Below are 19,522 nucleotides of genomic sequence, written 5' to 3'. Positions count from 1 at the left end.
TGCAGAAGGATTGTGATCAACGGCTGACCGGTTCATGGGCCCTCAGCAACGGCAGTTCTTCGCGGCGCGGGAGGCCTTCCCAGTCACCGGGGACGAGGCAAACGAATGCGCCGGCACTTGCTGCGGTCTCCAGCCGTTTCTGCGGCTCCATTCCGTTAACCAATTCAGCCAGATAGCCCGCCACGAAGGCGTCACCGGCGCCGACGGTGTCCACGGCATCTATGCGTGTGGCCTCTTGGGAGAATTCGGTGCCATCAATGAGTGCAAACGCTCCCGCGGCGCCCAACTTGATGATTACCTGGCTTGGGCCCAATGCTGCGATCTTTCGGGCGGCAATCTCAGGACCATTGCTGTAGGGTGCTTCGCCTACGGCGAGTTCAGCTTCCTCAAGGCCGGCAAAGACAATGTCCACCAAGGCGATGATGTCCCGATAAGCGCTTCCAGCCGCTGCTTCGTCCCAGAGTCGCGAACGGTAGTTCAGGTCGAAGGACACGGGAACACCGGCGGCCCTGGCGGTACCAATGGCATAGTGAAGCGTTATGGCGGCTTGTGGTGACAGCGCGGGGGTTATGCCGCTGACGTGGAGCAACGCGGCCCCGGAGATGAGTTGTTCATCGACATCGTCCGGGGCGATACGGGAACCTGCACTGCCTGAGCGGTAGTACATGACTCTTTGGGAGGCGGACGTCCGGCGCTCCTTGATCATCAGGCCCGTGGGGGCTTCGTGATCAACGGTGATGCGGACGTCCACGCCTTCGGCACGGATCTCACGTTCCACGAGTTGGCCCAGGGAATCGTCACCGACCCTGCCACACCACACTGATTGGATTCCCAAGCGTTGGAGGCCGATTGCGACATTTGATTCCGAGCCTCCTATGCCCAGGCTCATGCTTGGTACATGTGCCAAGGGTCCCGGTTGGTCCGCGGCCATGAGGGCCATGGTTTCGCCCAACGTGACTACATACGTTCCGGGCTTCACAGTGCACGCGCTTCGTCAACGAGGGCTCGAAGGCGACGGGCCCTTTCCGTCAGCTGACCGAGGTCCCCGCCGTCGAACGCATCACCCAGCAACGGGCCTCCCAGGCTGACCGCCAAGGCTCCGGCTTTGATCCAGGCCGGGACGTCCTGGATCTCTACCCCGCCGGAGGGAACCACTTGGATGTCCGGGAAAGGGCCACGCAGTTGCGGAACATATGCTGGACCCACCGCGGATGCGGGGAAGATCTTGACGGCCGTGGCGCCCAGTTTCCAGCTGGCATGCAGTTCGGTGGGCGTCAATCCACCGGCAAAGATTGGGACGTCCCGCTGTACGCACGCAGCGATGATCTCCGGCTGGGTAGTGGGGGTCACGATGTACGCAGCGCCGAGGTCCAACGCCGTTTCGGCCTCTCCGGCCGTAGTTACCGTTCCGACGCCGATTTCCACACCGTCGCCGAATCGATCCCGCAACAGTGGGAGTTCATCGAAGACGCCTGGTGTGCTCAGCGTCAGTTCGATGCTCAGCACACCGCCGTGTTGGAGTGCGTCGATCACCGGCGCATACTCCCGTGCGTGCCGGGCCCGAAGGACAGCGACGACGCCGGTATCGCGGAGCATCGCTGACAGGTCAGGACGGATGGGAATCTCCTTGGTATCGAGCTGGAGCATGATGTTCCTTCGTGGTGTGGGGTGATCAGTCAATGAGCGCTGGGGTGCTAGGCGTCGGTGGCGGAGAGCTGGTTATTTACGACCGTTGTTTGGAGCAGGGGCCGGTTTGGGCGGGCGTCCTCGGGATCGGTCAGATCTCGGTTCAGTGTTTCCGGCGACATCCGTGTGGCGATGAAGCTGACGGCCATGGTCAAGGACATGTAGATGGCGATCGGGATCCAGGAGTTGCTGAACATTGCCAGCAGGCCTGCGCAGATCATGGGAGCGACGCCGCCGCCGATGATGGAGGAGAACTCCCGACCCAGGGTCACGCCTGCGTAGCGGTAGCGGCTGCCGAAAATCTCGGGGAAGTAGCTCATGTGGACGCCGACCACGCCTTGGCAGGCGAGCATGAATCCGATGATGATGACCATGACGATTGCTGCCGGGGAGCCCGTGGTCAGCAGCAGGAACGCTGGGGCGGGGAAGAGGATCAGGGCTCCGGTAATGAGGGAAACAACGCGCCTGCGTCCGATCTTGTCGGACAGAATGCCGAAGGATACTGCCGCCACGCCGCCGCAGAGTGAACCGATCAGGAGTACGGGTGGAATGAATTTCGGGTCGGTGCCCACGACGGTGATGAGGTAGGAGGCCATGAAGACCTGGATGGTGTAGGACTGGGTGCTGACGCCGAAGTTCATGAGGATGACGCGCAGGACGTTGGCCTTGCCGTTCTTGGCAACTTCCTTCAGCGGTGCGGGCGGGACTGTGCGGGTTTGTTTGATTTCTTCAAATACCGGAGACTCGTCGAGTTTGCGCCGGATGACGAGGGCGGCAATGGTGACGAAGATGCTGGAGAGGAACACCAGCCTCCAACCCCAGGTGAGCATGTCGTTCGGTGCCAGCGCTTGGGCGGCGATCCATACGAGTGCACCTAGTGCGGTGCCGGCTGCCGCGCCGACCATGATCAGTGATGCAAAGCGTCCTCGGGTACCTGGAGCAGCCGACTCTGTCAGCAACGTGGCACCTCCGGATTGTTCTGCGCCGGCGCCGAAGCCTTGGGCGGCCCGGCAGACACACAGGAGGATCGGTGCCAGCAGTCCGACTTGGTCGAAGGTGGGCAGCAGGCCGATGACCAGCGTTGCGCCGCCCATGAGCAGAAGGGTTACAACCAGGATCCATTTCCGGCCGAGTCTGTCGCCGAAGTGGGAGAAGAATATTCCACCCAGGGGCCGGAAAAGGAAGCCTACGGCGAAGGTGGTGAAGCTTGCGAGGAGCGCGGTCGCTGGGGAAATGTTGGGGAAGAAGAGTTTGCTGAAGACCAAGGCCGAGGCCGTGCCGTAGATGACGAAGTCATAGAGTTCCAGCGTGGTACCGATGAGACCTGCGACGGCGGCCTTCCGGACCTTGGTTTGGTCCACGGGCGTGGGTGGGAGGTTTGCTGCTGTCGTCATTTCCATACTCCTTTGAATGGATGTTTCTTTGATGCTTTCCGGCGGCATCCGTGCCATGCGGGGGTGTTTAGTAGCTGATCAATACTTTGAGATTCCGCGGATCGTTGACGGGAGCCGTGAGGGCCGCTGCTGCGTCCTTGAGCGGATATGTGGCAGTGATGATGGACCGCAGGTCCACTTTTCCGGACGAGGCCAGGTCGATCGCCGTCGGGAACGCGTTGGCGTACCGGAACGCCGTCACAAGGTCGATTTCGTAACGCTGCAGGTAGCCAAGCGGAATGCCGTCTACTGTGGGCCGGGCTTGCCCGACCACCGTGGCGCGGGCGCCCGGACCCAGTGTGTGGATGCCATCCGCGAGTGCGCGGATGTTTCCGGAGCATTCGATGAGGCGGTCCATGTCTTTGAGGTCAAGTGGTTCCGTGGAGGTGTTGATGGTGCGTGTTGCTCCCAGCCGGGCAGCGACGGCGAGCCGGTCGTCGTTGACGTCCGTGACAACGATTTCGCTGGCGCCCTGGGCCGCTGCGACCTGGGCCACGAGAAGGCCAATGGGTCCGGCACCAGTGACCAGCACCCGATGCCCGCTCTGGACCTGCGCGCGTTCGACGGCCCAGACCGCGACGGCGAGTGGCTCGATCGCAGCTCCGATTTCGGCTGGTACGGCTTCAGGTAGGGCGTGGAGGGTGGCGTCGGGCACCACCACGTGGCGGGCAAAGAGCCCGTCCGTGGGCGGGGAGCCGAAGCAGGTTCCTGTTGGGCACACGTTGTAGTGGCCGGAGAGGCATGCCGGGCATTCGCGGCATGGCATGGCCGGTTCGATGACGACGGCGGTACCCACGGCGGTGCGGGCCTTTTCGCCGGCGGCAATCACCACGCCGGCGCCTTCGTGGCCGAGGATGGTGGGTTGGCCAAGGACGTTGCTGCCGTTGCGACCCTCTGCGAAATAGTGCATGTCGGAGCCGCAGATGCCGCCGGAACGCATCTCCACCAGCACGTCGTTGGGGCCAAGCGGTTTCAGAGGTTTGTTCTCGATGCGGATATCGCCGGCGCCATGCAGGACGGCTGCTTCGGTGGTCGTTGGCAGATCCGTGCGATGTTCCGAAAGGATGGTTTGGGTGTTCATGTGGTGCTCCGGTGGGCTGCGTGGGGACGGGATGTCGGATTGCTGGCATCGGCGATCGCGGCCAGTGGGCCATGGGAATGCAGGATGTCGATAAATTCGCCGGTGCGTTCGATGAAGTCAGTGCGCTCGGCCAGTTCCTCGCCGAGGAGATGGTGGTCGGCCAGGACACTTTCGGCCAGCTCATGGCCGGAGCGGGACTGGGCCGCCAGACCGGACAGGAGGCGACGGGCGGGATCTTCCATGGCATCTGCATGTTCCCCGGGCTCGAAGCCCCCCAACGGTGCGAGGCACGTCAGGTAGGCCGCTGTGGTGAGGGCCAGAAGCTGCGGCATGGTCCCGGCGTCGAGCATTTTCAGCGCCGGGAGCGGAATACGCTGCCTGAGTTTCACCGAACCGTCGGAACCGACTTGGCTGGTGCGGTGGCCCAAGGCCGAGTTGCGCCAGCGTGAGAAGAGTTGCTCCTCGTAGGCGCTGACGTCCACGCCGGCGGGAACGTTGACGCTGGGCAGGTACTCGTCGCGCAGCACCGTACGGGCTGCCTGTTCGATGCGGGCCTGCGCTACCGATTCAGGGATAGTGGCGGCTCCGGTGAGCGCACCCAAATAGGCGATCAGGGAGTGGGTGCCGTTGAGGAGCCGGACCTTGAGCTGTTCATACCCGGCGACATCGTTGGAGAAAACAGCACCTCCGGCTTCCCACATGGGGCGGCCCGCTATGAAGTTATCTTCCATGATCCACATGGAGAAGGGTTCCGCCGGGACCGGGATGGCGTCGATGTAGCCGCGTTCTTCCGCGACAAGGGCTCGGTACTGTTCGGTGGTGGCCGGTACGATCCTGTCCACCATGGATGACGGGAAGCTCGCATGGGCCTCGATCCACGCCAGGGTTTCCGTTGCTTCGGCAGCTGGCAGCCTGGAGGCGAATTCGCGGACCAGCCGCTGGGTGTGGTGGCCGTTGTCGGCCAGGTTGTCGCAGCTCAGGATCGTGATGGGTTCTGAGTGTATGCGGGCACGGTGTTGAAGTCCGCGGACGATTTGGCCGATCGGCGTTTTGGGCGCTTTGGCGTTGACCAGGTCGTGTTGTACGGCGGGATCTGCCAGGTTCAACGATCCTGTGGAGGGTGAATAGGTGTAGCCGTTTTCGGTCACGGTGAGGGAGACAATTCTGGTGGCTGGGTCACCGATGACTGCTGGGACGCGCTCCGGATCCTTGGCTGCCACAAACGCGTCAGTGTGTACCCGGGGGATCGAAAATCCCGAGCCTTCGGGGGAGATTTCCACCACGGTATAGAGCATGTCCTGGGCGTGCATCGCGTCGGTGACAGTCGAGGACCGACTGGAAACGCCGATGATTCCCCAGTCGCCGCCGCCGGCTTTAATGGCCGCGTCGGTGTAGACGGCTTGGTGTGCCCGGTGGAAATTGCCAAGACCCAAGTGGACAATGCCCGCAGGAGGGGCGGTGCGGCTGCTGATGAGGCCAGGTGTGCCCAGCGAGAGTGGTGGGGTCTTTGGGGATGCCATGGTTTACCAGTCCTTCATGGAGCCGTCGAGCTCACGGGCAATCGGCAGGTAGGCCTGCTTGTACGGGAAGCGGGCGGCGGCCTCTTCGTCTACCTCTACGCCGAGGCCGGGCTCGTCGCCGGGATGCAGGTATCCGTCCTCGAAACGGAAGCTGGAACGGAAGACCTCCGACACCAGGGGGTCATAGCCCATGTACTCCTGGATGGCGAAGTTGGACGTGGCAAGGCCGAGGTGCAGTGAGGCGGAGAGGTTGATGGGGGAGACATCCGAGGGGCCGTGCGGTGCGCCCTTGATTTGGTAAACCTCGGCAAGGGCGAGGATCTTGCGGACGTGCGAAATGCCGCCGGCATGGACCACGGCAGTGCGGATGAAGTCGATGAGTCGCTCAGTGATGAGTAGTTCCGCGTCCCAGATGGTGTTGAACACTTCACCGATCGCCAGCGGGATGGTGGTCTGCTGGCGGAGTGTCCGCAGCAGGCGCTGGTTCTCGGCGGGCGTCACATCTTCAAGCCAGAAGAGGTCCACGTCTTCCAAAGACCTGGCCAGGCGTGCAGCTTCGGTGGGGTTGAGCCGGTGGTGGACGTCATGCAGGAGTTTTAGCTCCGGCCCAACGTGGTCTCGGACCGCGGAAAGTACCCTGGGGGCGTGGCGAAGATACGCCGAGGTGTCCCAGTCCTCCTCCACGGGACCTACGCCGCGGCCCGCTGGCTCGTAACTCGCCGCGCCCTTGGTGACGCCGTAGACCTTGTCCAAGCCGGGAACTCCAGACTGGGCGCGCACGGCGCGGAAGCCCTGCTCACGGCGCTGGTCAACGGAATCCAAGAGTTCGGGCAGGTCCCAGCCGGTCGCATGCGTGTAGGTAAGTATCTTGTCCCGCGCGGCGCCGCCGAGGAGCTGGTACACGGGGACGCCGAGGGCCTTGCCTTTGATGTCCCAGAGGGCGAGGTCAATGGCGCCGATAGCGGCCATGGTTACCGGGCCGCGGCGCCAGTAGGCGCCACGGTAGAAGTACTGCCAGGTGTCTTCGATGCGGTCCGCATCCCTGCCCAGAAGGGCGGGCGCAAGGTGGTCCCGCAGGTAGCTCGCCACCGACAGTTCGCGGCCGTTGAGGGTGGCGTCGCCCCAGCCAACCAGGCCGTCGTCGGTGGTGATTTTGAGGGTGACGAAGTTGCGGCTGGGGCTGGTAACGAGGACGTCGACGTTGACGATTTTGCGGGTCATTTGGAAATCACTACGTTCTTGAGAGGTTCGCCGTTGGACAGTCTGGTGATGTTCTCCGCGATTTCGCGGGCGCGGTTGCGGAACGTCTCCGCGGTAACACCGGAGGAGTGTGGAGTCATGATGATGTTGTCGAGTCGCCCGAAAGGATGGGTTGACGGTTCGCCGCGGCCGTCGGTCCCCGGGTACTGGTACCAGACGTCGACGGCGGCACCTGCGATACGCCGGTCCCTTAGGGCTTCGTAGAGGGCGGCTTCGTCCACAACGGGTCCGCGGGCCACGTTCACGAGAAGCCCGTCCGGCCCGAGATCATCGAGTTCGGCAGCTCCGATGATGCCTGCGGTTTCTTCGGCCAAGGGGATGCTGATGACGAGGACTGTAGATTCGCTGAGAGCTTCGCCTAGCCGGTCGACGGGGCCTGCCCAGCGCAGGCCATTGGCTTTGGCGTCGATATTTCCATTGCGCGTTATCGCGATTCCTTCGGCGCCGAATGCCTTCAGAAGGTTCCATGCTGCGCCGCCGATGTGGCCGAAGCCGAGGAAGGTCACCACCGCGCCACGAAGAGTTTCGGGCTGGCTGATGGATGTCGAGTAAACCGACGAGGACCACACACCCGACCGGAGGGCGGCGTCCTGTCCGAGCAGGTTTCGGCGGAGGGCAACAAGCACAGTAGCGACGTGTTCAGCGATCGAGCTCTCGTGGTGAAAGGTATTCGCGCAGACAACACCGGAAGGCAGGGCGTCGGCCTCGATGCCGTCGTAGCCGGCGCCGCCAACATGAACCAAGCGAAGGTTGGGCGCCGCTGCGCCCATGGCGCCAGTGAAGCGCGGGCCGACGTAAACGTCTGCGTCTTTGAGGTCTGTGAGCACCGAATGCTCGTTCCAGCTGTCATGCCAGGAAGCGAGTGCTCCTTCGGGCAGAGCAGCTTCGAAGGTGGAGCGGTGGGGTAGCAGGTTGGGGTCTGCGATGACGATTCTCATGGTTACTTTCCCTGGAGGGCTTGGTTTGCTGTGCGTGCGGCAAATGTTGAACCGCGGACGATGAGTTGGGAGCTGAGGTGGACAGCTTCGGTGGCGGTTGGCTTTCCAGCCATTTGCTCGAGAAGGAGTTCGAGGCCAAGGGCGCCGCTTCGGTCGATGGGGACTCGGACGGATGTCAGGCCTGGTTCGGCCGCAGCGGCAATGTCGAGGTCGTCGATGCCCACCACGCTGATGTCTTCGGGGCAGTGATAGCCCAGCGTGCGGGCTCCGGCCAGCATGCCAATGGCCACGAGGTCGTTGTAGGCGATGACGGCCGTGGCGCCGCTGGCGACGACAGAAGCCGCAGCCGCCAGTCCGCCGTCGACCGTGGCATTCTGGTTCCCGACCGTGACGAGATCAATGCTCCAATCGGAGCAGAACTGGGTGATCGCGGCCAGGCGCTGGCGGTTGGCCCACGATGACGCAGGGCCTGGGATGTAGGCGATTTTGCGATGACCCAAAGCGTAAAGGTGCTCCACTGTCTGTCGCAGCCCCTCACCGGCCTCCATCAGGACGCAGGCGGCATGCTCGGCTTCACCGTTGATGACGACAAGTGGTGCGTTGCCTGCCAGGGTGTGGATCTGGTCCGAGGGGAGGCGGGGCGAGCACAGGATGATGCCGTCAACGCCGATGGCGAAACTCTCAAGATGTGCCCGCTCCCTGGAGGAGGATTCCGACGTGTCCGCCAGGACCATCCGGTGACGGCCATGCCAAGCCTGGTTCTGGATTGCCTTGATCAATGCAGCGAACACGGCGTTTGAGATGTCCGGAACGATGACGCCAAAAGTGCGGCTGCCGTTCACCCCGGGAATCTCGTAGCCCAGCTCATCCGCTGCCGCCATCACCTTCAGCCGGGTTTCTGCGGCCAGCCGCCCTGGATCCCCGAAGGCCCGCGAAGCCGTGGCCAGTGATACGCCTGCGAGCTTTGCGACGTCCGTGAGTTTTGCCGACATGAGTCCTCCAGGTGCTTCATTGAAACCTTGTCCCTCAAGTATGGAAAGAGTTGTACAAGGTTGTCAAGGGTTTTCCATGACCTGCACCACAGTCGTTGGAGCCGCTCGTGAAGTGCAGGCTGGGACCGGCAGTTTCGGAAGTTGCCCATGGAGGCGGCATCATTTCAGCGGGTTTCTTACACGAAGCGAGCGCCGCATTGCTGGACGCTCGCTTTACTCGAGTTACCTATACGAACTGTGATTGTCTTCCGGTTAGGGCATGTCGAGTTGGGTTTTGTAGGCGGTGTCTCTATTGGTGTTCCAGCCGGCGATGATTCCGGCTCCGAGCATTTGGTCGCTGAGCCTGGCGAAGCGGTAGCCGGGGTCGATGTCGAGGGCTAGCTACATGTATTGGTGTGCTTGGGATCCTCGGCCTTGCCACCAGTTGATGTAGCCGATGGTGGTGAGGATGGGTGCCACGTGTTGGGGGCTGGTTCTCAATCGACGCAGGAGCGCCGAGCGAAGTTTCCGGATCGGTTCCGGCGCGGAGCGCCCTGGTTGCGCGGAGGTCCCGCCTGGCGATGATCGGATATCAGAATGACAAACAGCGATGTTGCTTCTGACCGTCCATGGACAGGTTAGGGAGCCACGGCAAGACGAAGCCGCCCAACTCTCCGCGGCGGCAGTTCGTGCTTTGCGGATCGTCTCAACCGTTGCGGAAGGGCGAACTGCTTTGGCGCCGACATATGCGCCGTTAGCGGCGGTCTAGTGTCCTGGGATCTTCAGGCTTTGGGGGATCGTTCGACTGTCCTGCGTGGGTGTCGCGCTGAGGTTCTAGTCGGCTGGCTTCCGTGTTTTTACGCCCCTTACGGACGAGCGTTCACGCGAACGATTTCAGGGCCCGCTTTCAGTTTCAAGTGCGGTGGCGGCGTCGAGTGCGTCGTCGACAACGATCAGGTAGTTCTCTCGCCCGGCGGCGAGGGGGATGGAGTCTTCGCCGTATTTGTTGTAGGCGAGGTCGACGGCGTCGTTGGCGTTCGTGATGTTCAGCCGGCGTAGGAGGCGGGCGATGTCGAGGGTGTCTTTGTCGCGTTCGGCAGCGATTTTCATGGCGAGGAGTGTTTCGGTGTCTGCTGCTTGGATGGTGAGTCCGTCGAGGTGTTCGAGTTCTACCCAAGTGGCCTTGTCTGGGACGAAGGCTGCGGCGTTGGAATTGAGCCATTCGGGTGCGAGGTCGAATTCGGCCGCCATTTCAGTGACGAGGGCATCGACGGCGGCCTTGTCGGCATAGCTGGCATCGATATCGGCAGTGGGGCGGTTGCCAATCCCTTGAAGGATAAGTGCGGCTCCGCCGACGAGTTTGATGTCGCCATGGACGCCTTTGGCGTGCAGGCGCCGGCCGAGTTCCCGGAGGAGAGCCCGTATTTGCTCGGCGTTGAGTTCCCCGCCATTCATGCGGTGGCCAGGCTGCGTTCGCGGATGTAGACGTTCATCGCGGCGAGCTCCTGTGGCGTTTCGGACATGGTGAGCTGCTTCATGGGTTCACGGATGTGCCGGTAGGACTCGGCGGGCATCCATGGCTCGTTGAGGGGCTTGATGCGTTTGGTCCAGGATGGTGCAGGTTGGCCAAGGCGGTGTGCGGTGTACTTCGTGATACCGGCGAGAGCGGCGGACCAGTGGGGCTCCTTGAGCCGCGGACTGCGCTGGAGCAGGGGCTTGCCGGCCTTGAGGGAAGCAGTGGCATAGTCGGCAAGCATTTTGATGGCGAACTCGAAGTCCCGGTCCGCGAGAAGCCGTGAAAAGGTTTGGGCGTAGTCGCGCCGCGCTGGGTCGTAGTCCCTGCCCCGGGGCAGGGGGTCTGTGGCTTCCAATGACAAGCCGAGCGCCGCCAGAATGGCTAGGGATTTGCCGAGTTCGGCACGGTCATGGCCGGCTTCGAGGTCCATGAGAAACTTCCTCGAGACCCCTGCCCTGTCAGCAAGGGTCTGCTGCGACAGTCCGCGGTCCTGGCGCCGGGCACGGATGACGGTGCCTACTGCGGCAGGGGTGTTGATGCTGGTTCCTGATGTCATGACGCCTCCCTTGTCACTTCCAGTATGTCACCGAACGGTGACATACTGTATTCGTTGGTGCGGGGGCAGAAAGGAAGTGTGTTCAACGTACATACTTTCCGCTTCGGATCGGGTCGTATATCGGCAGGATTGTCGCGGATTCTGCATGTTTCCGCCACTTCCCAGCGTCCCCAAGGCCTGGAATCCCGTTCGAGTCCCACCTCGGGCACGGCATACCCCCTCGTCAGAGGGGGTTTTTTGCTTTAACGTGTGTACATTCCGGGTGGTCAGGCCCCTCTGACACGGGCCACGGGGTGTGCCTGGCGCCGTGGGTCGCCTGTTTGGTTGTGGGGGAGCGGGTTCAGGGTCCTGGCAAGTGGGCTCTCCGCTGGCTTTGAACTGGGGCTGTGGCATTCCTCTCTTGATTCGTCAGGTAGGTCGTGGTTGTCCTACACCTCTTCATGGGTAGGTGGACTGAGCACAACATGACTTCGGGATCGTGCCTCGAGACCACCCGGCTCGGGCTCGTTCCTGGGTGAGGAGGCATGACCGGCCAAGGTTTGTGAGGCCAAAGGGGTGTTGACACTGTCCACACTTACATCTTCTTTATTGCGGTTGACTGCGGCCATCACTGTCCCCTCCTTCGGCCTACGTTTACTCATCGCATATAAGTGGCCCTAGCGACATGACGGCGATCCGCAAGCTACGTTCGACCGAGCGTATTCATGATCCCGTGGTTCCCTTCACCCTTTGTGTTGCCGTGTCTTTTTCTGCGGTTGTTGGTTGTAGGGGTCGTTCTGGTATGGACGACACGCTGGGCTGAGGGGCCGGAGTGCAACTTGGGGAACCGGGGCCGGGGCGAAAACTTCAGTCGGAGGCAATGCTTCGATCTTTCAATGAAGGAGTTCCCAGTTCGGGGGCCGGCGCGGTCGCGTCCTGATTGCGCGGACTGCCCGCCCAGCGAGCATGGGGCATATGAGAATGACAAGCAGCGATAGAACTTCCGCTTGTCTATCGAAGCGAAGGAACGAAGCGGCATGAATTCGGCATCAGCAATGATTCCGTTCCCAGGGCGCCGCTTGCGTTGTTCCTCCCATGCTAGGTCGCTCCCGGCAGGCCACAGTGTTCGGACGTGTTTCAGCCGGAGGGCTGTTGATCCCTATTGGCTAGGGGGGTGCCCGCGGTGACCGGCGCCGTTTCCTTGAGAAAGGGGACGGAAGGGTGGATGCCCTCGTGGATGTCATGCCTGCCCATTAGTACGGCAGATATTTCTGCTGCGGCAGCGGCAGAATTAGATGATTTGGTTCGCACGGCGGCTTCGATTGCGGTGATGACCGTTCACGGCCTCAGTGCCACGACGTCAGGGGCACTGCGTCGGAAAATGCGGTCGCTGTCGACGCTTTTAGCCTTGGTTTGGCTCCTACTGGTCTCGTATCGGCAAGGATCACGTTTTCGCGGATTCCCCAGTGTTCGTAAGGACTCGAGTGCAGTTCCATGCTTCCGCTGCATTTATGGGGAAGTGATCCGAAGCCGCCGCTACCAATGGTGTTGGCGCCATAGGAGCCCACCCCCCCCGAAGCGGCACTCCCAAGGGGTAGGGTGTGCCTTAGCCGACGAAGGGGTCACGATGAGCTATAAATATCGAACTGTTCGGGTTCGCGGTACCGAACTGGTTGGAACAATTGCGAGGAAGCACGGGAGTGCGGCTGAAATCTACGAAACGTCCAAAGACCTGAGCACATCAGTAGTTCCTGTGTTCTTCGAGGCAACGGGCGAGATCCGCTTTTTCGACAGGTCAGTGCTGGAGGACGTTGTGGCACCAGCCACTTAACCCGCCTAGGCATACCGGGGCGAGCACGCCGGCTTGGCCCGTGGGACCCATTTCAGGGGCAAATGAGGGTGTGCACAATGTCCACACTTTCGCCGTCGGAGCACGTCGCACATCCGTTGGACTGCTTCGGATTCCGCATGTTCTTGCAGGTGCCCGGTGTTTCCAAGGCCTGGAGTCCCGTTCGAGTCCCACTTGGGGCGCTGTGTTGTCGCATGTCGGCAGTCTGTTGGCCGGTGGGCGTGGCCAAATGTTCACGAATGGGCCCTTCGGGGCCCTTTTTTTCGTTGGCCGTTTGTGTGACCTGGTTGCTCCTTCGCTTGCAGGGGAGTGAAGTTGCTTGTCACCTATTCATGGCGTAAAGGGTCGCAACAGCATGACCGACGACCCGGCCAAACTTTCCGCCTGGTGTTCATTACTGGAGGGCCGCAGCCCTCTGGTGGCCCCTTGGGATGCAGGGAAATAGACAGGTTTATCGCCGTGTTTGAGGAGGGGCCGGCAGTTAAAATTGAAGACCGGTTGGTACCGGCAGCGATGCGGCGTTGACTCTCTTGATGAGCTCGCGCACTTACTCGGTGTCGATGTGACGAGCACATAGTTCAAGCGGTTCCAGGAAACACTCCCGTTCCAAACCCTCTGTATGCACGTGTTCCGGTTCCCCCTGCGGAGCCGGAATCGGCCTCTGGGAAGCAGACTGGGATTATTTGATGGACACCGGCGGCAGGGGGTACGTGTCCTTGTAAGGAGCCAGGGGCCTTCGTGACCATGGACGGGAACATGCCCTTGGCTGGAATGTCGAGTTGGCGTTTCGTTGCGAGTCGTTGGTGGATCGACCCGATCAGCAAACCAACCTTGGAGGAGCGAATATGCTCTCGTCTGGGTCCTTGCATGGTTTTTCCAATTGATGGTGGATAGGCTATGCCCCTAGCGCGCCGTGCTCTGAGGGAAGCGGTGCATGAAATCGGGGCATTCATGATGTTCCGCACACCATTCATTCGCCCCCGCACGGGGTTTCTTGGCATGGTCATGGCCCTGGGGTTGGTAGCCTGCGGCATGCCCGGGGTGGCGCACGCCACAGGAGTCCCATCTCCAGATCACCGTGAAGCCACACGGCTTATGGGCGTGCCGGCAGCAACCGTGGAACAGCCCTCGACCATTAGCGTGAGAGCACGCCGTATCCAGTTCAGCCGCGACGGGTCCAAGGCATTCGCTGTGGGAGGCGGCAGGTTTTCGGTCATCGACGTGCAAGCGACAGCGTTTCTGGCAGCATCGAGGTCCCTGGAGCGGGAGGGGACATGGTGATTTCCCCCGATGAATCCACTGCCTTTTTGATTACCGACTTCGACACCTCAACGGTAACGTTCGTGGACATCGCCACGCTTAGGGTTCCGGGCACCCTTCGGCTGGCGGCAGAGGGCGGACGTTTAGCTGTTACCCCCGACGGTTCCACGCTCTATGGCCGTGGATGCGACCTCGCCCGAACCCCTTGCGCCCGGTTCTGTCACCGTCATCGACGTCGCCTCGCGACGGGTCGACACCGTCGTTGCGGTGGGTTCGGGGCCCGGCCAGCCACTGGTCTCCGGGGGGAAAGTGTATGTTCCGAACATGTTTGATGACACCGTGTCCGTCATTAGCACGGTGACCAACACCCTCATCAAGACGATCCATGTTCCTGTGGGAACCAACGGCGCGCTGTCGGTGGACAAGTCCAGGATTTACTACCCCTTCAACAGGCCGCAAGAGAACGGGCTGGCCATCATTTCCGTCGCCAACGACACTGTGCTGGGCAAGATCAAAACAACATACCCACCATCCTTGACAGTCTTCGCCCCCAACGGCAAGACGGCCTATGTCGTGGACCAGGAAGTGGGCAGGTACGTTAACGGCCGCTACGAACCAGGGGCCTACTTCGTGGCAAAGGTGGACCTGGTAAATAACACTGCCACCCCCCTCGGGACAGGATACTCAGGTCGCGGGCGTCCAACCCTGCAGATCAGCCCTGACGGCTCACGGCTCTACATCGTCGGGGACTTCGCTGTGGTACTGGCCCTGCCCTCGCATAAGGTGCTGACCAGTACCCTGATGTCCAGGAGCATCGACAGTTTCCAAATGGAACCGCACGGCACCAAGGGCTATGGGACACCCATTGACGGCGATGTAGCAGTGGTGCTCCACGCTCCTGTCACTGAGCACGTCTGGAAAGACCACAACTCCGACGCCGCCACCGATGTGCTGGCGCGTGACGCGAACGGGGCGCTCTGGCTCTACCCGGGCAACGCGGACAAAAACTGGTTGCGCCGCAAGCAGGTCGGCTCCGAATGGAACACCATGAACCTGATCACCACTCCGGGCGACTTCAATGGCGATCTGAACCCGGATGTTCTTGCACGCGACAGCAATGGGGACCTGTGGCTCTACCCCGGCGACGGGGACTCGAACTGGCTGCCCCGATCCAAGGTGGGGGTTGGCTGGAACGCAGTGACCGCCGTCGTAACACCTGGAGACTTCAACCTCGACGGCAAAGCAGATGTCCTCGCCCGGGACGCCGCCGGGGATCTATGGCTCTACCCGGGCAATGGCACGGGGGGATGGCTCGCGCGCGTGAAAATCGGGACCGGATGGAACGAGATCACGACCATTCTCGGACAGGGAAACACCTCCGAACCGGGCAGCGACATACTCGGACGCGACCAAGCGGGAAGACTCTGGCTCTACCAACTAACGACCACCGGCCAATGGCTCGATCGACAATTGGTCGGCATCGGCTGGAACGTCATGACCGCCATGCTCACCCCGGGAGATCTGGACGGCGATGACCATCCCGATGTCCTGGCCCGCGACGGGTCCGGCGACCTCTGGCTCTACCCTGGGACGCAGTAGGCGGATACGACCCCAGAGTGCGAGTCGGTGTCGGCTGGAACGTCATGACAGCCATCATGTGAACTTCACAGCAGGCACGGCTCTGACGACGGGCTCGGGTATTTCACCTCCCGCAAGGAAGCCAAGGACTGACTTCACCAGAGGCCCGTTCCGTGACCCCGAACGACAGCTACTTCAGGGCCGGGACCGCGGGACGAACCATGCCTCCACGGGGCGACCATGACTGACGCCGGACAGTGCGCGTCCTCAGCAGAGTTGGCCGTCGGGGTTTTATGGGTCGAACTGGCTGGATGTGGATTGTTGATCTTCCGATTTCTGACGTGGAACAGGACTCCATCGAACGGAGCCAACCGTCGATGTCCGCCCATATTTCTTCCGCGGTGGTACCGTCGCACGCAACCCGATCTTTGTGCCGACAAGGTCGCACGGTTTCTCCGCGGTGCCTTGACGAAAGATCCTCGAACAGACGTCGTCGAGCAGGACACCCACGACGTGGCTCGGCTTCGCGATGTGGCGCGAAGGACGCATCACCGGTGTCGTCACCCTTGGCGTCCTCGGCGGGTTGGTAACGAAGGCGCGGATGGTGGTGAACCCCGAAAAGCTCTCGCTGTGGGCTCCGGAAGCATAAGCCTCCCCTCGACCTCCCAACGTGCGGCACTGCATCGTCCTGTCGATGAACGCACGATTTCACCGTGTGGAGAGAAGACGACCAACACGGATGAGCCAAGTGAACATCGGCAAGCAGCACCCCGGCGCGTATCAGGCGCTGATGCAGCTGAACAAGATGTGCCGGTCTTGTGAGAATCGCAGTACTTCTTAGAGCAGGAGCGCGCCGCGCTGCAGATCGCGGGCACGTTACCCTGCTCAGCGACTATGGGAGGGTTCCTGAGGTCAGCCTCCCCGCTGAACACTAGGTTTCGAAAAGTGTCAGGGCCGGCTGCAGTTGCAACCAGCCCTGACACCGCGGTTCAGTTGAACTTGTTACTTGAGGTCGAAGCGGTCCAGCTCCATGACCTTGGCCCACGCGGCCACGAAGTCATTGACGAACTTCTCCCTGGCGTCTTCGCTGGCGTAGACCTCGGAAAGGGCGCGCAGCTGTGAGTTGGACCCGAAGACCAGGTCCACCGGGGTGGCCGTCCACTTCAGCTCGCCGGTGGCGGCGTCTGTGATCTCATAGACGTTCTCCTCCGACTCCGACGCCCTCCATTTGGTGCCCGGCAAGAGCAGGTTGACGAAGAAGTCGTTGCTCAGGACCTGTGGCTTGTCTGTCAGCATGCCGTGGCTGGAACCGCCCAGGTTGGTGCCTAGGGCGCGCATGCCGCCTACCAGCGCCGTCATCTCCGGTGCGGTGAGGTCCAGCATGTAGGCCTTGTCCARCAGCAGGGCCTCGGGCGGGAGCTTCGAGCCGGGCCGCAGGTAGTTGCGGAACCCGTCAGCTTTGGGCTGCAGGTACTGGAAGGATTCGACGTCGGTCTGCTCCTGGGCGGCATCGGTGCGTCCCGGCCGGAATGGCACGGTGATGGGGAATCCGGCGTCGGCAGCGGCCTTTTCCACCGCGGCGGCACCGCCGAGGACGATCAGGTCTGCAAGGGAGACCTTCTTGCCGCCAGCTTCCGCAGAGTTGAACTCCTCCTGCACCCGTTCGAGCACCGGAAGAACGGTTGCCAGCTGCTCCGGTTCGGAGGCTTCCCAGCTGCGCTGCGGCTCCAGGCGGATCCTTGCACCGTTGGCGCCGCCGCGCCGGTCCGTTTTGCGGTAGGTGGCTGCCGAGGCCCAGGCCGTACCCGCGAGCTGCGGGATGGTCAGGCCGGAGCCCAACAGCTTGGTCTTCAGCGAAGCGATGTCCTGCTCGTCGATCAGTTCGTGGTCGACGGCGGGAACGGGATCCTGCCACAGCTGGGCTTCAGGAACCCACGGGCCCAGCATGTGGGGGCCAACGGGCCCCATGTCGCGGTGCAGCAGCTTGTACCAGGCCTTGGCGAACGCCAGGGCGAACTCTTCCGGGTTCTTGAGGAAGCGGCGACCGATTTCCTCGTAGACGGGGTCGAAGCGCAGTGACAGGTCCGTCGTCAGCATTGTGGGTCGGTGCTTTTTCTCCGGGTCGTGCGCGTCCGGGATGATATTGGGAGCATCCTTGGCAACCCACTGGTGAGCACCGCCAGGGCTCTTGACCAGTTCCCACTCGTACTCGAACAGGATCTCCAGGAAGCGGTTGCTCCACTGGGTCGGCATGTCCGTCCAGGTCACCTCGAGGCCCGAGGTGATGGTGTCTGCGCCCTTGCCACTGCCGTAGGTGCTGAGCCAGCCCAGGCCCTGCGCCTCCAGGTTGGCGGCCTCCGGTTCGGGGCCCACATGCGCCTCGGCGGGGCCGGCGCCATGGGTCTTGCCGAACGTGTGGCCGCCGGCGATCAGCGCGAAGGTCTCCTCGTCGTTCATCGCCATGCGCTTGAACGTCTCCCGGATGAAGGCCGCAGCAGCTACCGGGTCCGGATTGCCCATGGGGCCTTCGGGATTGACGTAGATCAGGCCCATTTCAGTGGAACCGACGTCCTCGGACATCTGGCCTTCACCCACATAACGCTCATCACCGAGCCAGGTGTCTTCGGGGCCCCAGAAGATCTGCTCGGGCTCCCACACGTCCTCGCGGCCAAAGGCAAAGCCGAAGGTCTCGAAGCCCATCGATTCCAAGGCGACGTTGCCGGCCAGGACCAGCAGGTCAGCCCAGGAGAGCTTCTGGCCGTACTTCTGCTTGACCGGCCACAGCAGTCGCCGGGCCTTGTCCAGGTTGGCGTTGTCCGGCCAGCTGTTGAGCGGCGCGAACCGCTGGCTGCCGTCTCCCGCTCCACCGCGGCCGTCATGGACGCGGTAGGTGCCGGCCGCGTGCCAGCTCAGGCGGATCATCAGGCCACCGTAGTGGCCGAAGTCCGCCGGCCACCAATCCTGCGAGGTAGTCAGGACCTGGGTGATGTCACGCTTCAGAGCCTCGACGTCGAGCTTCTGGAATTCCTCTCGGTAGCTGAACGACGGGTCCAGCGGATTGCTTGACTTGCCGTGCGTGTGCAGCACGGAAAGGTCCAGCTGGTTGGGCCACCAGTCCTGGTTGGTCCGCGGTCGGTGGCCTTTGGGCTGGGGGGAATCGATCGCCGGGTTTTCACTTTCGCTGCCCTGGGCCGTGGCACTGCCATGGGCCACCGGGCATCCGCCCTCCACCTTCTGGTTCAAGCCCTGCGCGCTCCCGGGAGTGGGGACTGGGGGATGCTCTTGGGGATCGGTCATATTCTTCTTCCTTTCATCTGGCCGAGGTCGCCGTCGGCTCGGGCCGGTTCAAAGTTTCCTATTGCGCCATAAACGGGCGTCTGGGGAGAGCCCATCGGGAGGGACCGTCCCGTGCCTGCCGCACCGAGAAGACTTGTGTGACAGTACCCCCACCCGCATGCTGTTCCGCAATGATCATCGAGTCTCGCCTTAGGCAACAGCGTGGTGCCAGGGTTGGTCTATTGTCAAACATATGCTTTGCTCCTTACGGGTTTCTCGTCGGAGCTTCTTCACGTTTCCATCACATACATGACATCCTCGCGGTGACTCAGGCGCCGGTCAGTTCGGCAGCTCAGTCATGAAGATCCGGGCGCTGCGCCGCTCCTGCACGGCCCTGAGCTGGTCGACTCCCTCGAACTCGTTGCAGAGCAGGAACAAGTGCCGATCCTGGGGCCCGCCGAGCGCGCATGAGAAGCACGGTACGTCAGTTTCGATCCGGTGGGTGATCTCGCCGCCGTCGAGCACCCGGACGACTGCTCCAGCGGGCGCGCCCTCGACGCGGGTGTGCGCGAAAGTGTCAGCCGTCTGGGACCAGATACCGCCGGCGGCGGCGGCGTCA

The 19,522-nt window shown here is 62.2% G+C and carries 14 protein-coding genes and 1 pseudogene; 3 read left to right on the top strand and 12 right to left on the bottom strand.

Annotated features, from left to right (window positions below):
• Positions 1–16 precede the first annotated feature (16 nt).
• The 10 genes from AC1DCM_RS00075 to AC1DCM_RS00030 form a co-directional block, all read right to left on the bottom strand.
• Positions 17–979 carry a sugar kinase gene (locus AC1DCM_RS00075; protein ID WP_477516927.1) on the bottom strand — a complete coding sequence of 321 codons (963 nt, stop codon included), beginning with the start codon at positions 977–979 and terminating at the stop codon, positions 17–19.
• Entirely contained in the window at positions 976–1,647 is a 672-nt protein-coding gene (locus tag AC1DCM_RS00070) for a bifunctional 4-hydroxy-2-oxoglutarate aldolase/2-dehydro-3-deoxy-phosphogluconate aldolase (RefSeq protein ID WP_477516926.1), read from the bottom strand. Before AC1DCM_RS00070 ends, AC1DCM_RS00075 begins: the two co-directional genes overlap by 4 nt.
• Before the next feature lie 47 nt (positions 1,648–1,694).
• Entirely contained in the window at positions 1,695–3,080 is a 1,386-nt protein-coding gene (locus AC1DCM_RS00065; protein ID WP_477516925.1) for an MFS transporter, read from the bottom strand.
• A 67-nt stretch (positions 3,081–3,147) separates the two neighbouring features.
• Positions 3,148–4,200 (bottom strand): NAD(P)-dependent alcohol dehydrogenase, encoded by a 1,053-nt coding sequence (locus AC1DCM_RS00060; protein ID WP_477516924.1) that lies wholly within the window; start codon positions 4,198–4,200, stop codon positions 3,148–3,150.
• On the bottom strand, positions 4,197–5,720 hold the full coding sequence (locus tag AC1DCM_RS00055) for a mannitol dehydrogenase family protein (RefSeq protein WP_477516923.1): 1,524 nt from the start codon (positions 5,718–5,720) through the stop codon (positions 4,197–4,199). The genes AC1DCM_RS00060 and AC1DCM_RS00055 overlap by 4 nt, the downstream gene beginning before the upstream one ends.
• A gap of 3 nt (positions 5,721–5,723) precedes the next feature.
• On the bottom strand, positions 5,724–6,941 hold the full coding sequence (gene manD, locus AC1DCM_RS00050) for a D-mannonate dehydratase ManD (RefSeq protein ID WP_477516922.1): 1,218 nt from the start codon (positions 6,939–6,941) through the stop codon (positions 5,724–5,726).
• Positions 6,938–7,918 (bottom strand): 2-hydroxyacid dehydrogenase, encoded by a 981-nt coding sequence (locus AC1DCM_RS00045; RefSeq protein WP_477516921.1) that lies wholly within the window; start codon positions 7,916–7,918, stop codon positions 6,938–6,940. The genes manD and AC1DCM_RS00045 overlap by 4 nt, the downstream gene beginning before the upstream one ends.
• A gap of 2 nt (positions 7,919–7,920) precedes the next feature.
• The gene (locus tag AC1DCM_RS00040) at positions 7,921–8,910 is read right to left on the bottom strand and encodes a LacI family DNA-binding transcriptional regulator (protein ID WP_477516920.1); all 990 of its coding nucleotides are present in this window, start codon (positions 8,908–8,910) and stop codon (positions 7,921–7,923) included.
• Between the two features lie 873 nt (positions 8,911–9,783).
• Positions 9,784–10,344, bottom strand: a complete 561-nt coding sequence (locus AC1DCM_RS00035) for a DUF6036 family nucleotidyltransferase (protein WP_477516919.1) — start codon at positions 10,342–10,344, stop codon at positions 9,784–9,786.
• Positions 10,341–10,961 (bottom strand): helix-turn-helix domain-containing protein, encoded by a 621-nt coding sequence (locus AC1DCM_RS00030; RefSeq protein WP_477516918.1) that lies wholly within the window; start codon positions 10,959–10,961, stop codon positions 10,341–10,343. The genes AC1DCM_RS00035 and AC1DCM_RS00030 overlap by 4 nt, the downstream gene beginning before the upstream one ends.
• A gap of 1,606 nt (positions 10,962–12,567) precedes the next feature.
• On the opposite strand from AC1DCM_RS00030, the gene AC1DCM_RS00025 reads away from it, so the two are divergent.
• The 3 genes from AC1DCM_RS00025 to AC1DCM_RS00015 all read left to right on the top strand — a co-directional run bounded on the left by AC1DCM_RS00025 (position 12,568) and on the right by AC1DCM_RS00015 (position 15,648).
• Positions 12,568–12,771: a hypothetical protein gene (locus AC1DCM_RS00025; RefSeq protein ID WP_416416328.1), complete on the top strand. Its 204-nt coding sequence runs from the start codon at positions 12,568–12,570 to the stop codon at positions 12,769–12,771.
• A 915-nt stretch (positions 12,772–13,686) separates the two neighbouring features.
• On the top strand, positions 13,687–14,070 hold the full coding sequence (locus AC1DCM_RS00020) for a hypothetical protein (protein WP_477516917.1): 384 nt from the start codon (positions 13,687–13,689) through the stop codon (positions 14,068–14,070).
• A gap of 153 nt (positions 14,071–14,223) precedes the next feature.
• The gene (locus AC1DCM_RS00015) at positions 14,224–15,648 is read left to right on the top strand and encodes an FG-GAP-like repeat-containing protein (RefSeq protein ID WP_477516916.1); all 1,425 of its coding nucleotides are present in this window, start codon (positions 14,224–14,226) and stop codon (positions 15,646–15,648) included.
• Between the two features lie 981 nt (positions 15,649–16,629).
• Here AC1DCM_RS00015 and katG read toward each other — a convergent pair.
• Together katG and AC1DCM_RS00005 are read right to left on the bottom strand one after the other, a co-directional pair.
• A complete protein-coding gene (gene katG / locus AC1DCM_RS00010) occupies positions 16,630–18,924 on the bottom strand; it encodes a catalase/peroxidase HPI (protein WP_477516915.1) in 2,295 nt (764 codons plus the stop codon).
• Between the two features lie 318 nt (positions 18,925–19,242).
• Positions 19,243–19,522, bottom strand: a pseudogene (locus AC1DCM_RS00005) (hypothetical protein); the annotation flags it as partial.

This window comes from Paenarthrobacter sp. 10N417 (genome assembly GCF_056394745.1).
The sequence above is the reverse complement of the archived record's forward strand: the minus strand, read 5'-3'. Positions and strand labels throughout refer to the sequence as shown.

Coding starts and splice junctions, on each gene's coding strand:
- AC1DCM_RS00070 (WP_477516926.1), bottom strand. CDS start 1,647: ATGCTCCAGCTCGATACCAAGGAGATTCCCATCCGTCCTGACCTGTCA.
- AC1DCM_RS00065 (WP_477516925.1), bottom strand. CDS start 3,080: ATGACGACAGCAGCAAACCTCCCACCCACGCCCGTGGACCAAACCAAG.
- AC1DCM_RS00060 (WP_477516924.1), bottom strand. CDS start 4,200: ATGAACACCCAAACCATCCTTTCGGAACATCGCACGGATCTGCCAACG.
- AC1DCM_RS00055 (WP_477516923.1), bottom strand. CDS start 5,720: ATGGCATCCCCAAAGACCCCACCACTCTCGCTGGGCACACCTGGCCTC.
- manD (WP_477516922.1), bottom strand. CDS start 6,941: ATGACCCGCAAAATCGTCAACGTCGACGTCCTCGTTACCAGCCCCAGC.
- AC1DCM_RS00045 (WP_477516921.1), bottom strand. CDS start 7,918: ATGAGAATCGTCATCGCAGACCCCAACCTGCTACCCCACCGCTCCACC.
- AC1DCM_RS00040 (WP_477516920.1), bottom strand. CDS start 8,910: ATGTCGGCAAAACTCACGGACGTCGCAAAGCTCGCAGGCGTATCACTG.
- AC1DCM_RS00035 (WP_477516919.1), bottom strand. CDS start 10,344: ATGAATGGCGGGGAACTCAACGCCGAGCAAATACGGGCTCTCCTCCGG.
- AC1DCM_RS00030 (WP_477516918.1), bottom strand. CDS start 10,961: ATGACATCAGGAACCAGCATCAACACCCCTGCCGCAGTAGGCACCGTC.
- AC1DCM_RS00025 (WP_416416328.1), top strand. CDS start 12,568: ATGAGCTATAAATATCGAACTGTTCGGGTTCGCGGTACCGAACTGGTT.
- AC1DCM_RS00020 (WP_477516917.1), top strand. CDS start 13,687: ATGCCCCTAGCGCGCCGTGCTCTGAGGGAAGCGGTGCATGAAATCGGG.
- AC1DCM_RS00015 (WP_477516916.1), top strand. CDS start 14,224: ATGGCCGTGGATGCGACCTCGCCCGAACCCCTTGCGCCCGGTTCTGTC.